This window comes from Acidobacteriota bacterium, assembly GCA_016196065.1.
Classification (GTDB): Bacteria; Acidobacteriota; Terriglobia; order Terriglobales; family Acidobacteriaceae; genus Acidiflorens.
In genome coordinates, this window is sequence record JACPYL010000027.1 from 259,106 (window position 1) to 273,324 (window position 14,219).

The 14,219-nt window shown below is 57.8% G+C and carries 14 protein-coding genes; 4 read left to right on the forward strand and 10 right to left on the reverse strand.

Going from position 1 to position 14,219, the window contains the following annotated elements; genetic code table 11:
- Positions 1 to 28: 28 nt before the first annotated feature.
- On the reverse strand, positions 29 to 1,588 hold the full coding sequence (gene aroE / locus HY010_22290; protein ID MBI3478467.1) for a shikimate dehydrogenase: 1,560 nt from the start codon (positions 1,586 to 1,588) through the stop codon (positions 29 to 31).
- A gap of 216 nt (positions 1,589 to 1,804) precedes the next feature.
- On the opposite strand from aroE, the gene HY010_22295 reads away from it, so the two are divergent.
- Complete coding sequence (locus HY010_22295; GenBank protein ID MBI3478468.1) at positions 1,805 to 2,749, forward strand: hypothetical protein; 945 nt, start codon at positions 1,805 to 1,807, stop codon at positions 2,747 to 2,749.
- A gap of 391 nt (positions 2,750 to 3,140) precedes the next feature.
- Here the strand turns inward: HY010_22295 and amrA are convergent, their stop codons facing one another.
- The 8 genes from amrA to HY010_22335 form a co-directional block, all read right to left on the reverse strand.
- Positions 3,141 to 3,728 carry an AmmeMemoRadiSam system protein A gene (gene amrA / locus HY010_22300; GenBank protein ID MBI3478469.1) on the reverse strand — a complete coding sequence of 196 codons (588 nt, stop codon included), beginning with the start codon at positions 3,726 to 3,728 and terminating at the stop codon, positions 3,141 to 3,143.
- The gene (gene pgsA, locus HY010_22305; GenBank protein ID MBI3478470.1) at positions 3,712 to 4,362 is read right to left on the reverse strand and encodes a CDP-diacylglycerol--glycerol-3-phosphate 3-phosphatidyltransferase; all 651 of its coding nucleotides are present in this window, start codon (positions 4,360 to 4,362) and stop codon (positions 3,712 to 3,714) included. The genes amrA and pgsA overlap by 17 nt, the downstream gene beginning before the upstream one ends.
- 348 nt (positions 4,363 to 4,710) lie before the next feature.
- Positions 4,711 to 5,136, reverse strand: coding sequence for a DUF937 domain-containing protein (locus HY010_22310; GenBank protein ID MBI3478471.1), 426 nt, complete (start codon positions 5,134 to 5,136; stop codon positions 4,711 to 4,713).
- 106 nt (positions 5,137 to 5,242) lie between these two features.
- On the reverse strand, positions 5,243 to 5,560 hold the full coding sequence (locus HY010_22315) for a helix-hairpin-helix domain-containing protein (protein MBI3478472.1): 318 nt from the start codon (positions 5,558 to 5,560) through the stop codon (positions 5,243 to 5,245).
- 11 nt (positions 5,561 to 5,571) lie between these two features.
- Entirely contained in the window at positions 5,572 to 6,378 is an 807-nt protein-coding gene (locus tag HY010_22320; GenBank protein ID MBI3478473.1) for a hypothetical protein, read from the reverse strand.
- Between the two features lie 180 nt (positions 6,379 to 6,558).
- On the reverse strand, positions 6,559 to 7,824 hold the full coding sequence (locus HY010_22325) for a Glu/Leu/Phe/Val dehydrogenase (GenBank protein ID MBI3478474.1): 1,266 nt from the start codon (positions 7,822 to 7,824) through the stop codon (positions 6,559 to 6,561).
- Positions 7,825 to 7,896: 72 nt separating this feature from the next.
- Positions 7,897 to 9,210, reverse strand: coding sequence for an MFS transporter (locus HY010_22330; protein ID MBI3478475.1), 1,314 nt, complete (start codon positions 9,208 to 9,210; stop codon positions 7,897 to 7,899).
- 19 nt (positions 9,211 to 9,229) lie between these two features.
- Positions 9,230 to 10,060: a class I SAM-dependent methyltransferase gene (locus HY010_22335; GenBank protein ID MBI3478476.1), complete on the reverse strand. Its 831-nt coding sequence runs from the start codon at positions 10,058 to 10,060 to the stop codon at positions 9,230 to 9,232.
- A 60-nt stretch (positions 10,061 to 10,120) separates the two neighbouring features.
- Here HY010_22335 and trpE point away from each other — a divergent pair, with 60 nt between their 5' ends.
- The gene (gene trpE / locus HY010_22340; GenBank protein MBI3478477.1) at positions 10,121 to 11,626 is read left to right on the forward strand and encodes an anthranilate synthase component I; all 1,506 of its coding nucleotides are present in this window, start codon (positions 10,121 to 10,123) and stop codon (positions 11,624 to 11,626) included.
- Positions 11,627 to 11,658: 32 nt separating this feature from the next.
- Here the strand turns inward: trpE and HY010_22345 are convergent, their stop codons facing one another.
- On the reverse strand, positions 11,659 to 12,240 hold the full coding sequence (locus HY010_22345; protein ID MBI3478478.1) for an aminodeoxychorismate/anthranilate synthase component II: 582 nt from the start codon (positions 12,238 to 12,240) through the stop codon (positions 11,659 to 11,661).
- Positions 12,241 to 12,336: 96 nt separating this feature from the next.
- Here HY010_22345 and HY010_22350 point away from each other — a divergent pair, with 96 nt between their 5' ends.
- Both HY010_22350 and HY010_22355 read left to right on the forward strand, forming a co-directional pair.
- Positions 12,337 to 12,669: a PilZ domain-containing protein gene (locus HY010_22350; GenBank protein ID MBI3478479.1), complete on the forward strand. Its 333-nt coding sequence runs from the start codon at positions 12,337 to 12,339 to the stop codon at positions 12,667 to 12,669.
- Between the two features lie 81 nt (positions 12,670 to 12,750).
- Positions 12,751 to 14,208 (forward strand): AMIN domain-containing protein, encoded by a 1,458-nt coding sequence (locus HY010_22355; GenBank protein MBI3478480.1) that lies wholly within the window; start codon positions 12,751 to 12,753, stop codon positions 14,206 to 14,208.
- Positions 14,209 to 14,219: the final 11 nt, after the last annotated feature.

The following is a 14,219-nucleotide window of genomic DNA, read 5'->3' on the forward strand; positions in this document are numbered from 1 at the left end:
TCGCGGCGAATGGGCCGCTGGTTTGGGGTTAAGTGCTGCTTTTTCGCGCCGCTGCGCGATCCTGAAGAGCAATGGTTACAGCGCGCAACATATCATCGGCGGGTGCGGGCTTACCGGTCCAGATTTCAAACTGGCGGGCGGCTTGATGGACGAACATTTCGACGCCGGGTATGACCGAGAGTCCCTTTGCGCGAGCGATCTTCAGGAACGGGGTCTCGACCGGGTCGTAGACCATGTCGAACACGACTTTCGCCTGCATCTCACTCTCTTTCAAAGGGCTTTCTGAGCCAGTCATGCCCACCGGCGTTGCATTGATGATGACGTCGAAAGCCATCTTGCGGAGGTCAGGTCTTTTGATCGTATGCGCCTTTGCCTGCCTGGCTAGTTTCTGAGCGGTTGCGGCAGTCCGGTTCATGATCCAGACATCGGCACCGCGCTCTTTGAGTCCGAACACAGCGGCCCTGGCGGCTCCGCCAGCGCCCAGGACCAGGACTTTGGCGCCGTCGATGGTCATCCGTTGCTCCAGAGGTCGAACCACCCCAGCTGTGTCGGTGTTGAAGCCGTAGAGCTTGCCATCCTGTCCGCGGACGACCGTGTTGCAGGCGCCAATCTTGCTGGTATGCGCGTCTGTGTTGTCGAGATGTTCCACAATGGCCTGCTTGTACGGCATCGTAATGCTGAGACCATGGAGCGGAATCTCGCGCACGCAGTGCAGCAGATCCTTGAGTGTCTTGGCGTGCAAGGCGAGATAAACAGCGTTGACGTTCTCCCGCCGCAGGGCTGTGTTCATGATCACGGGCGAGAGGGAATGTCCCACAGGATCTCCGGCCACGCCGTATACGCGGGTCGCGACGTCGACCTGTTCGATGCGATAAATGTTGCGCAACTGCTGCGCGCTGATTTGTCCGGGCGCAGTGCGCTGGTCCGCGCTGACGGCCGCAAATGTAAACATGCTGCCCGCGCGCACGCCCAGCACGCGGCTGATGATGCCTTGCTCGCCCATGCACAGGCCGACGAGGGCGTGTTTGTCGCTCTGCGTCTGCAGGAACTTCATCATCGCGACGTTGTCGGAAAGGGTAGTCGCCGTAGTGACGATCTTGTAATAATCGGCCGGGACGGCGAGCATTTTCTCCAGTGTCTTTTCCAACCCCTTGGTAGCGCGAAAATCATGAAAGGAGAGGATCAGCCCCGCGTGCGTGCGGAGACGCGCAACCACGTCTGGCTTACATCGAATTCCGCTCTCCAGTTCGAGATCCACGAATTGGCATCCAGCGGAGACCGCTTTGGTGAGAATTTCGAGTTGGGCTGCCAGTGATCCCTTGAAGTTGCCGCCATTTTCCGAACGCCGGCAGGTGGCGATCGCGGTCACATATTGGTGGGTATCCAGAAAGCGTTTGATCTTGAGAAGCGCCGAGGCCGGCTGCTTCAGATAGTCTAAACGGAATTCTAGAAAGGGGTTATCGCGCGCCATCGCTTCCGCGGAATTGACCAGGTCCTCGGCGCTATCGCTTGCCAGCGCCAGACAGACTTTGGGCAAGCGGAGCGGCAAAAGACGGGAAGCGATACTGTGTGAAAGAGCCAAGGCCATTGTTATAGAACGGCGCGATATTACAGGGGCGTCAGCGTAGATGCAACAAGGGATTGATAATGAGCTCCCGGAAACACTTTGGGAGCAGGGCGCCTGACACCCTCGTAACCTTGACCCGACCCCCGGCGCTTGTTACCTTCCGGCTGTAACCCCTTTTCTCAGAGAGAGATAGGTCGAGGCTGCCACGAATTACGGCGCTATCGAACCGGAGGTAACATGAAGAAAACAGGATTGTTAGTGCTACTGCTGGTAACCGCGGCAGCGGCTCAGCAGGCTGGTCCGTCCGATCCCGCTGGCGTGATCGCCACCACCGGCAACGTGCCAGTTGCGCGCTATCAGACGCCCACCGCAGCGGACTTGTATTGTGCCGGCTTCATCAGCAAGGAACGTGTTCCGGACGCGAAGTATGTAAACGGCGGCCTGCAAACACCCAATACGACCAAATTCACCAACGGCGAAATGGTCTACCTTTCTGGGACTGGCTATCAAACGGGACAGGAATTTACCATTGTTCGCGAACTGCGCGACGTCAACGAGTACGAATTCTTTGAAGGACAGCGCAAGCTGGTCCGCAGCAGCGGCCACCCGTATAGCGAAGTGGGACGCGTGCGCGTGCTCGATGCGCGCAGTCGCAGCGCGGTCGCGGAAGTGGTCTTCAGCTGCGATCCGATCAACCCTGGCGACGTAGCCGTTCCTTTCGTCGAAAAGACTCCGATTGCTTTCCATCCGCCCATTCATCTCGACCGCTTCTCGACTCCGAATGGAAAACTCACGGGCCGCATCCTGCTAGGGAAAGACTTCGACGGGACGATCGGTACCGGATCCAAGGTGTACATGAATTTTGGATCCAACCAGGGAGCGAAGGTCGGTGACTACTTCCGAGCGGTGCGCCCTTATAACCTCGACCTGAAAGATCCGGTGGATTCACTGTCTTTCAAGGCATCGACCTCGGAAGACACCCAGATGCGTTTGCCCACCTTCGAGGCCAAGCGCTTCACTCGCACACAGGGTCCGAACATTCACGTCGCAGACCTTCCGCGGCGCGCTGTCGGAGAATTGGTGATCCTTACCGTTTCACCGACGACCGCGACTGGCATGGTTGTCTTCTCGTTGGAAGACATTCATCCGGGCGATGCTGTCGAACTCGACGAGCAACAGTAAGCAAGCAACCGAAACTTCTTGCATGAGCGGGGAAGAGAAATCTTCCCCGTTTTCTATTTTTGGGCGAAAGCGAAATGCGAAGGACAAACGAGGGTGCGAGGAGAACGTCGGGGGAACGCGGCAAGTATCTGCCAGCTTAGCGGTAGTACATGATTCGAGAATCGCCCGGTATCATCGATCCAACCAACAGCAGCATGACGATCAACGCAGCAAGTTCCATAGAGCCCTCCCGGGCGAACATTCCACTCAGCCTACTTGCCTGCACGAGAAGCGCCAAATTACTTCAGTGCACTCCGCCGTTCCAGGCAGTGAGATGCGGGTGCAGCATTTGGGGTTGACCTGAAGAGCTGGACGTGGGAAGGCTACGGCTCGAACTGCCCGCAGGCTTAAATCAAATATTGCGATCGCCAAACACTTCCGCAGTGAAGGCTTCAAGAGAAGCTCCCTGTCGCCACGCATCGGTAGCGAGCCCAGCTTTGCGGCAAGTCTGTTGCAGGAAGGTCTCGCGGTCCCATCCATATTCACCAGGAACCTGTGGCAGGAGAAGTCCTCGGCGATGTCCAAGCGTGATCACCAGTCCGTGCCGGCCCACCTCTACTTCTTCAGGCTGAATCGGAAAGAGCGGCGAAAGCACACTCAACGAAACTTCCAATAGGGAACCTTCGGGAAGGGTCACAGGCTGGAATCGCGAATCATCGAAGGCAGCAGCCCGCGCCGTTTCCGCCACCGCCAGATACAAGGGAGTCACGGGTAAAGCGTATCCAACACATCCGCGAAGATGGCCGTGGAGATAGAGCGTCGTAAATACGCCACGCAGCTCAGATAGGCACGAAGAGGAAGGTGTCTTCGGCAAAGCGCGGTCGCCAAAAGCTGACACGATGGACTCATGCGCGATGTGTAACAGGGTCTGGCGATCGTCGGGAGAGTATACGGCGGGAGTAGTAGTGCGGTTTTCGCTGAGATCAGACAGCTTGGACATCGCGCTTCCTCCGCCGCGACAGGACGAAGCTCCTCCGGCGGCGCTGCTCCGACTTGCGGTCGATCCTGGACCAGAAGGCAATGAAGTAATCGATCGCCGAGACCAGGGAAAGCAGGACCATGAACCAGATCGCGAGCAGGGCAATCCAATACACGGGAAGAATGTAGAAGCTGAACAAATGCCACTCGTGCCAGCGATGCGCGAGAATCACCGCCACCACGGAGATGATCTGCACCAGCATCTTGAACTTGCCAAGTTCGCTGGCCTCAATCGTAAAGCCTTCTGACGCGGCAATCGAACGCAACCCGCTGACCAGAAATTCTCTCGCAATGACGACGACCGCCATCCACGCGGGCACCATCGCCGGGTTGAACTGCACCAGTGTGATGAACGCAGCCGCAATCAGCAGCTTATCGGCCAGCGGATCGAGCAGCATCCCCATGGTCGTGATCTGCCCACGTTTGCGGGCCAGATAGCCATCGATACCGTCCGTGATCGACGCCAGGATGAAAACGGTAGAAGCGAGCAACTCTTTTTCCCCATGCACGCTGGAGAAACGCGGGCTGATGAGGATCCAGATGAGTAGTGGGACGCTGGCGATCCGAGTGAGCGTGATGTAGTTGGGGAGATTCACGCGATGGCAACTGATGCGCCCGCAGGGCGGCCATGCTGATTATCCACCACCCGGCGAGGGAAGGCAACGGACGGAAGCGTGGTACCTCAATTTGAGGATCAATCGATTCGTCTCAGGACATCGCTTCCGCGATGCCCCGAAGTGCGAAGACGCAAGCGTTTTGCCAGGCTGCGGAAAGAGCTGCTTGGCATTGCCAGGAACTCGGCCTCGGCGGCTAAAGCCTTTCTCATAACAAGGCGGGTTACCGCAGCGGTAAACCGCTGCGCCACCCAAAATCAACGGCAACACCGACTCGTCCTGCAATCTGTGCCACAACTTGTTGACTCAGCGGTTAGGAATCGAAGCGTCCTACGACGCTTTCGCCTGCGTCAGACTCTTGAGCAGGCCGGAAGCAATGTCCATGACGCTGTTGTGCTCGGGCACCTGTCCATTGGGAGTCAGCTTGTCGATAATGCCGGGCAAGAGCTGTCCGATGGCAGAACTCGCCATGTCCGGAGAGATTCCGGCCGCTGCAGCCAGTTCCTTCACCTTGTCGGAGCCCAATGCGTGGTTAATCTGATCACCGGAAGCTGGCGGATTCGGGCCTGTGCCGACCCATTGAGACACTAAGCCTCCCAGTCCCTTGTCATGAAACGATTGCACCATGCCGGAGAGGCCGCCCGGCTGATTCTGAATCATTTGGAGGATGCTTGCGGCCAGTGGATTAGAACCACCACTTCCGCCCCCCAGCAAGCTGCTGAGCGCCTGGTTTTCGAGATTGTCGAGTAAGCCCATAATGATCTCCTTAAAGATGAAAGCATAAAACACGTACCGCCGAGACGCAGAGTGCGAGGAGATTTTTTGGTTCTCCGCGGACTACGCTTCTCGGCGGTAAATGCGGTTATTTCTGTTTTGCGATGATCAGGTTCTTGATCTTCGCGTAGGTGGCCGCAGGGATCACTTTCTTTCTGGTCAGATCCGTTTTCTTCGCGTAGGGCCGTCCGTCAATGATCTTCTGCGAGAACTTTTCGCCGATTCCAGGCAGGGCGTCGAGTTGCTCTTTCGTGGCGGAGTTGATATCGAGCAAATCGGCCATTGGAGCTGCTGCCTTGGCTGCTTTTGGTGCCTTGGTCTCCTTGGCCTGGGCGAACGCCATGCCACTCATCATCGCGAGCGCGAAGATCGCTACCAGGATTCTTGCAATCAGATTCTTACGCATTTGTTGTCTCCTTAATCTTTCTGGGATTCTTTGTAGCCTGCCGCCTTGGCTTCAGACTCGGTCATGAATTTGCCGCTCTTGGTCTTGCCATACCAGCGTCCACCCTTGTGGTAAACGCCGCTGTCGAGGTTGACCCAGACTTTGCCAGAGGATTGCGCCGCTGCGATTTCCGGGGTGGAAGCTGCGGGAGTCGCCGCTGCTTTTGTTTTCTTGGGAGCCGCTGGGCTGTCCGCAGCTGGAGCCATGCCGCTGGAACTGGACTTCGCCGGAGCGGCCGGTGCTGGAGCAACTGCAGTCGGCGCCGGTGCACTGGCAGCAGGCGCCATCGCGGAATCATCTGATTTCTTCTTGCGGCTCTTCTTGGGAGCCTCCGCTGCGGGAGCCGCGCTCGCAGAAGTTGCATCCGCGGCGTCGGCAGTCTTTTTCTTGTGGCTACGTTTCTTGCTTCCGGCATCAGTGGCAGCGGATGTATCCGCCGCTGGGGCTTCCGAAGCGGTCTCGGACTTTTTCTTGCTCTTACGCGATTTCTTCCCCGACTCAGGCGCCGCTGCATCCGAAGTCGCGGCAGCCGTGTCGTCTTTTTTGGCTTTCTTCGACGATTTCTTCTTGCTGGGCATGGTGCTGGCGGCAGTCTTGTCGCCCGCAGCCTGATCGTCGGCAGCGGCTTTCGCCTTCTTCGATTTCTTTTTCGACTTCTTCTTAGTGGTATCAGCTGCGTCGCTGGAATCAGCTTGCGTCTTGGCGAAAGCCGGCGAACCAGCGATTGTGAACGCGAGACAGAAACTCAGCGCCCACAGCATCATTTTGAACCTGTTCATCATTTCCTCGCAGTGAGAGGCCGAAGCCCCTTAGGTGTAGAGCGGAAACTACCGTCTTGTTGGCAAACAAGCGGTCTTAGACTGAATTGCGCACAAAATCATGCCACCGCGCGGCCCTGTGGTCAACAAAGAAACGGACCCGCGAGCGAGTCCGTTGGGTGTAATGCGTAAATTGGATAACTAGGCGTATATCCCGCGTTGCCGAATGGTGTAAGCCACGCGATCAATTGCCAGCATGTAAGCTGCAATGCGATTGTTCACGCCGTGGGTTTCGGCGTAGCGCACGACGTCGTCAAAGGCCGTGATCATGATGTCTTCCAGATGCTCGTTGACCACCGCTTCTTTCCAGAAGTAACCCTGGCGGTCCTGCACCCACTCGAAGTAAGACGTTGTGACGCCGCCTGCGTTCGCCAGAATATCTGGAATGACGAAGACTTTTTTCTCGGAGAGGATATCGTCCGCGGCGGCCGTCGTCGGACCATTCGCGCCCTCCGCAAGAATCTTGCATTTCACGCGATCAGCATTCTGGCTGGTGATCTGATTTTCGGTCGCGGCCGGAATCAGGATGTCGCATTCCGTCAGCATCAGTTCCGCGGGATCGTGCTTGTCCGCACCCGGGAATCCGTGAATCGAGCCATTGCGCTGACGGAACTCCCAGAGGGCTTCCACGTCGATGCCATTCTTGTTGTAAAGACCACCGCCGACTTCCACGATGCCGATCACTTTGTACCCAGCTTCGGACATCAGGCGCGCGGCGTTCGAGCCCACATTGCCGAATCCCTGCACGATGACGCGAGTCGTAGCCCGATTCAATCCAAGCTTTTTGATCGCTTGCTCGCAGACGATTAGCACGCCGCGTCCAGTAGCTTCACGGCGGCCGCGGGATCCGCCGATGTTGATCGGTTTGCCGGTGACCACGGCGGTGACGGTCTGCCGCATGTGCATGGAGTAGGTGTCCATGATCCACGCCATGGTTTGTTCGTTGGTGTTGACATCAGGCGCGGGCACATCTTTTTCGGGGCCGATGAACTCAAAGAGTTCGGCAGTGTAGCGGCGCGTCATGCGTTCCAGTTCGCCCATCGACATCTTGTGCGGATCGCATATGATTCCACCCTTGGCGCCACCGAATGGGATGTTGACTACCGCGCATTTCCAGGTCATCCAACTGGCCAGAGCGCGCACTTCGTCGAGATTTACATCGGGCGCATAGCGCAAGCCGCCTTTCGCCGGGCCACGAGCAATGGAATGCTGTACACGAAATCCGGTGAACACTTCCAGGTGGCCGTCATCCATCATGACGGGGATGTGAACAATAATCTCGCGGCTGGGACTGCGGAGGACTTTCCAGAGGCCTTCGTCCAAATTGAGTTTTTGGGCGGCGAGGTCAAAGCGCGCAGCTTGCGCCTCCCATGGATTAGTTTCCTGCTCTAGATCGACCGTCTTCATAAAAGTCTCCGCATGATTGCTATCGGCCGTATCTGAGAATAGGCCTCGCAAAGTATATTGCTGCCCCCTACCCTAGGCAAGCGGAGTGGGGTGCGGTACCGTCACCTTGCGGGTACCCAGCAAGAGAATCACGCTCCCTGCTAGCAGAAAGCAACCCGCGATTAATGCGAACGCCGCCGTCAAGTTGCCCGTTTTTTCGTTGAGATATCCGACAGCGTAGGGGCCGACAAATCCTCCGATTTGTCCCATTGAATTGATCAGCCCGAAGCAAGCGGCTGCGGCGGAATCGCAAAGAATCATGGTTGGTATCGACCAGAACACGGGCTGAAACGAGTAATAAAATCCCGCACCGAATGTCATCAGAACCATGGCGACTGGAAAGGGGAGCCTCGGCACGAGCAGCAGCAGATAGAGCAGACCCGTGATGAGCAACGGAAGGGAGGCATGCCAGCGCCGTTCTCCAGCCTTGTCAGAGTGCCAGCCGTTCAGCATGGTTCCCGCTATGCCGAGGATTCCCGGCAATGTAACCAGCAGGGCGACTTTGCTGTCGGGAAGACCAGAAAGCCTTCTGACAAAAATAGGAATCCAATACAAACTGCCGAGCGATCCGACCAATGCCAGGAACCAGGCGATCGTTAGCAGCACGACTTGACGGTCGCGAAACGCCTGACCGATCGTGTAATCGCGGGCTTGCTTCTTAGCTTTGGCCTCGGCCTCAAGTTCGGTAACGATCCATGCGCGTTCATCATCGGGTAGCCAGCGTGCTTGCTGCGGCCAATCGGTCATGTAGAGAAATGCGACGACTCCCAAGATGATCGGCGGGATCCCCTCCAGGATGAACAGCCACCGCCAGCCTGCAATCCCCAGCCAATGCACTCCAATCAGCCCGCTCGCAACGAGGGAGCCGGCCACCGTCGCCGTCGAGACTGCCGTATAGAAAAATCCAATTGCTTTCGCTCGATCCGAATGCTGGAACCAGTGTGTGAGGTAAACGATGATCCCTGGGAAAAAGCTGGCTTCTGCGATTCCGACCAGAAAACGGGCCAGATAAAATTGTCGCGTCGTATGAATGAAGCCGGTGCCGATCGTGATCACTCCCCAGGTGATCATGATTCGAGCCATCCACTTCCGTGCGCTCCAGCGCTCGACGATGAGCGCGCCCGGTATTTCAAACAAAACGTAACCGAGAAAGAATATGCCCACGCCAAGACCGTAGGCGCGGGCACTCATTCCGAGTTCGGCGCTCATCCGCAGGTTGGCGAACGCCACGTTCGCGCGATCGACATAGCAGACCACATACATCGAGAAGACCAGGGGAAGCAGGCGCAGGGAGATTCTTCGACGGGCACGACGGCCTACTTCGCTGATCGCAATCCGATCATTCATGCGCGTTTCCGTTCCCCTGTCAGCTGAGTTTGTCGGCGACGAACAGGAAGCGTGAGAGCCTGCCTTCTTTCGCAATACGCGATGCCACGGCGAAGAACTCCTGTTGCCCTTCGTAGGTCTGGTCGCCCTCAATTTCACGCAAGTCGGCGGCTCGGGAAGCACGAGCAGCACGGCGGCGTTCGGCAACTTCCGCCATGTTCGCGGTCACATCCTCGTTCACCAGCAAACGAAGTCCGGACTGCTCGATGACGCGCTCATCATATCCGCGCGGGACGAACAAAAAGAAGCCGATCGAACTGCGCACCGCAATTTCCGCGTTCGTCAGCGGCCCGGTCACGGTAATGGGATCGGTGAAGAGCAGGCGTCCGCCGGGTTTGAGCAGGCGGGCCCAGTCGGCGAGGATCACGGGACGGTTCGGCAGGTGATTGATAGCGTCAATACAGGTGATCGCGTCGAAGCTGGCGTCGGGGAAAGGTAGAGACGTAGTCGCGTCGGCGACCTGAAACTTCGCACGCGGCGTCAGATTGCGCTGGGCGGCCAGGTCGTTCCCCGTCGCAACAGCCTGCTCGTGGACATCGACTCCGACTACTGAACAGCCCGTGCGGTCGGCAATACGAAGCACGGGACCGCCCGATCCACAGGCGACGTCCAGCAAGCTCTTGCCGGGAGACAGATTCAGCGAGTGCAAGAACCGATCTTGCTCATCGGAGGTGAGCCAGCTGCTTTGACCAATATCCTCGCCAAAGGCTTCACGGCGGATCTGGGCGTAAAGCTCGGTCTGAAAATTTCCGTAGTTGGCATCGTAGTGCCGGCTGGCGGCTCGCAAACTGGATGGAGTTCCTTCGCTCATGCGATCCTCGCAATGGCCCGGGCAATCGGGTGCTTCCCTATAATAGAGCTTCGAGGAATCATGATCCGTCCCGACTTCAAAGAGTTCTCCCGGTTGGCGCGCGAAGCGACGCTGGTGCCGGTGGCCAAGTCAATCTCCGCCGACCTGCTGACGCCGGTGTCCGCGTTTCTTGCCATCGCGGAAGGAGAGCCGGACGCATTCCTCCTCGAATCGGTGGAGGGCGGTGAAAAGATCGGACGTTATACGTTCGTGGGTGTGCGGCCGTTCTTGCGGCTGGAATCGCGCGGATCGAACATTACGATCCAGCGCGGGCGCAAAGTCGAGCGGCGCACCGGCGAAATTTTTCAGGCGATGAAGGAATTACTGCGGGCACATCGCCCAGCCGCGATGGAAGGCTTGCCACCGTTCACCGCCGGAGCAGTTGGGTATTGCGCCTACGACATCGTTCGCCAATTGGAGAACATCGGAGAACATGCCGACGACGATCTTGATGTTCCCGATTGCGTGCTGATGTTTTTTGATCGCGTGCTGGCGTTCGATCATCTGCGGCACCAGATTCACATCGTCGCGTCTGCCGATGTGACGCGAGAGTCGCCACAACGCGCCTATAAGAAATCATTGGCCGAAATTGCGCGCATTGAAAAGAAGCTCGCCGCCGGACACAAGGCCGAACGTGTGCGTAAGGGAAAGAAATCCAAACTCAAAGTTCACGCGCGTACTTCCCAGGCAAAATTTCTGAAGAGCGTCGAGCAGGCGAAGCAATACATTGCGGCCGGAGATATTTTTCAGGTCGTGCTTTCGCAACGTTGGGACTTTGAGCCGGAAGTCGAGCCCTTCGATTTGTACCGGGCGCTGCGCACGGTGAATCCCTCGCCTTACATGTTCTTCTTGCGCTCGGGCGCAAGCGGAACGAGTAAGAAGAGTAAGTCGAGCGGCATGCACGTGCTCGGTTCCTCGCCCGAGATGCTGGTGCGAGTCGGCGGACGAAAACTCGAATATCGCCCGATTGCAGGGACACATCCACGTGGGCGAGACGAGGCCGAAGATTTAGCGCTTGAAAAATTGATGTGCAACGACGAGAAGGAACGGGCGGAACACGTGATGCTCGTCGACCTCGGCCGCAATGACCTGGGACGAGTCAGCGAGTACGGTTCGGTGAAAGTGCGCGACCTGATGTATGTCGAGCGCTACTCCCACGTCATGCATCTGGTGTCGGCGCTCGAAGGAAAGCTCCGTCCTGAACTCGATGCCATGGACGCCTTCGCTGCGTGCTTCCCAGCCGGGACTCTAAGCGGCGCTCCGAAAGTGCGCGCCATGCAGATCATCGAAGAACTGGAACCGACGCGGCGCGGCGTCTACGGAGGAGCGGTGTTGTATGCCGACTTCGCCGGCAATCTTGATTCCTGCATCGTGATCCGGACTTTGGTGATGAAAGGTAAGAAGGCGTACTTGCAAGCGGGAGCAGGAATTGTGGCGGACTCCGATCCGCAGCGTGAGTTTGAGGAGAGCCAGAACAAATCAGGAGCCGTATTGAGAGCGGTAGAGATGGCAAGATCGAGGACGTAGAAGACGCCGTCAAGCGCCGTCAAGAAAATGATTTAGATAGCCAGTGACATGAAGTTCTTCACCAGCTTCTTGCCTTGATCCGTCAACACACTCTCCGGATGGAACTGCACGCCCTCTACCGGGAACTTGCGATGCCTGAGTCCCATGATGACGCGGGTTCCATCTTTCTCGGTAGTCCAGGCGCTGACTTCCAACTCCTTGGGTAGATCCTTCTCGGAAACAATCAGCGAGTGATAGCGGGTGGCAGTCATCGGTGAATTCAGGCCGCGGAAAATGGTCTTGCCATCGTGCTCGACCGGGCTGGTTTTGCCGTGCATTAGATTCTTTGCGCGGATGACTTCTCCTCCGAATGCCGCTCCCAAAGCTTGATGTCCAAGGCATACTCCGAGCAACGGTACCTTGCCGGCAAAGTGACGGATCAGGTCGATGCTGATGCCGGCTTCGTGCGGCGTGCACGGGCCGGGGGAAATGAGAATGCGCTCGGGACGCATCTGTTCGACCTCGCCCACGCTGACCTGGTCGTTGCGGCGAACTTCGACCTCCGCACCCAGCTCTCCGAGATACTGGACGAGGTTGTAAGTGAACGAATCGTAATTGTCGAGGACGAAGACCACGGTTTCATTCTAGCTGTTTTCCCAAGGCATCGGTTTCACCCGACTCTTGACAGGTCCATGCCCAAACGCCATGCTTACAGCTCTTGTGGAGGTTGCATGGCCGAGGCGCAGCAGGAAAAAGACAAACGGGCCACGCGACGGTTTGCATTGCATTTGCCCGTCAGCGTCCGTTACGGAGACCCTGAGATGGAACGCGATGCGCAGACCCGCGACGTCAGCGCCCGGGGCGTGTGTTTCTATCTCGACTCGGCCATCCAGGCCGGTTCCGGCATTGATTTTACGTTGACCTTGCCTCCTGAAATCACCCTCACCGAAAGCATTCGCGTGCGCTGCAAAGGGCGTGTGTTGCGCGTAGAAGGCGGTCCTACCAACGGCAAGATGGCTGTCGCTGCCGTTATCGACGAGTACGAGTTTCTGGCGGAATCCTGACCCTGTTCGACACTTCTTTTCGCTCGCGCTCGGGTGGTATCGTGGAAAGAACACCCGAGTGCCCCAGTGAAGTGTCTCCGAATGAACTCCGAGCCTGGATTCCTTGCCCGTTATTGTCCGCGTGGCGGGCGAGCCGCGGCTCGAGTAGCCGTCCTGGTTCTTGCGGGACTGACGGTGACGGGGACATTTCTTTTTTTTGTGCAGGCAGTCTATTCCCAAACTAGCGCCCCGCCTGCCGGGCAGTCGCCGGTCTATTCGTCGATCAAGAGTTTTCGGATCGTGCAGGAAAAAGATGGTCCAGCAGTAGAGATTCTCTCGACTCGGCCTTTGATTCCTTCGATCCAGTTGTTGAGCGATCCGTCTCGTCTGGTGATTGATTTACCGAATGCGCGCCTCGACACTCGCGAGAAACGGATCAGCATTCAGGCCAACCAGATCAGCACGCTCCGTGCCGACCAGTTTCAGGAAAATCCGCCGGTAGCGCGCGTGGTCGTGGATCTGCTCGCTCCACGAGCGTACACGTGGGCGGCTGCGGGCAATCGCTTGGTCGTCCATCTGGGGAAGAATCCGCCGACGGACGCGAACAAGACTCCCTTTCAGCCACCCTCTGTGCCGAGCCTGACTGCCGCGCCCAAGCCGGTTGCCGTTGTCGCTCACCCGACCGGTCCGCTGGCTGTCGCGGGCAACAGCCTAGCTGCAGGATCGTCGATTACGGCCGGAGCGGACACTGCCGTGCTCAACCTGGCGCGTGGCGGAGAAGTCCATGTTTGCCCGGGCACGACGGTCTCGGTGACGCCTTCGCAGAGTGGCCACAACGTCATGCTGGGTGTAAATACAGGCGCACTCGAGGCGCACTACACGCTCGACGCGTCTTCTGATTCGGTGATGACTCCGGACTTCCGCATCCTGTTCTCGGGTCCGGGCGAGTTCCACTTCGCAATCAGCGCGGATACGCATGGCAACACCTGCGTGCGCTCTTTGCCGGGAAATACTGCGTCTGCAATCGTGTCTGAGTTGATCGGCGACCGCAGCTATCAGGTGAAAGCGACCGATCAGCTGGTGTTTCACTCCGGACAACTCGATCGCGTCGATATGGCGGTGCCGCTCGAGTGTGGATGTCCTCCGCCACGCCAGCCTGTGCTGCGAGCGGAGAACATTGCCCCCGTGATCATCGATGAACAAACATCGGCCAACACACGGCAAATTGTGAGTGCACCAGAAGCACGTCCCACCGAGAATGCCTCGCCAGATCAATCAGCGGCGGCGCCCGCCAATACGCCACTGTCTTCTAACGAATTGCACGTACGAGTGGAAGCGCCTTTTGTGTTTCGCGCTACCGGACCGCCACCCGCGCCGGTGGAAGATGTACGGGCGTTGCCTCTGGATGCGCGTCCCTCGCCAGTTGCGAACTTGAGCCCGCTTCCTCCTCCCAGTCCCGGCCAGAAGCCTTCGGGCACCGAGACTGCGGCCGCTGATCCTGCGCCGCGCCATGGATTCTTCGGCAAGCTACGCGGATTTTTTGCTGCCATCTTCCGTTAGATTTCGTAGTC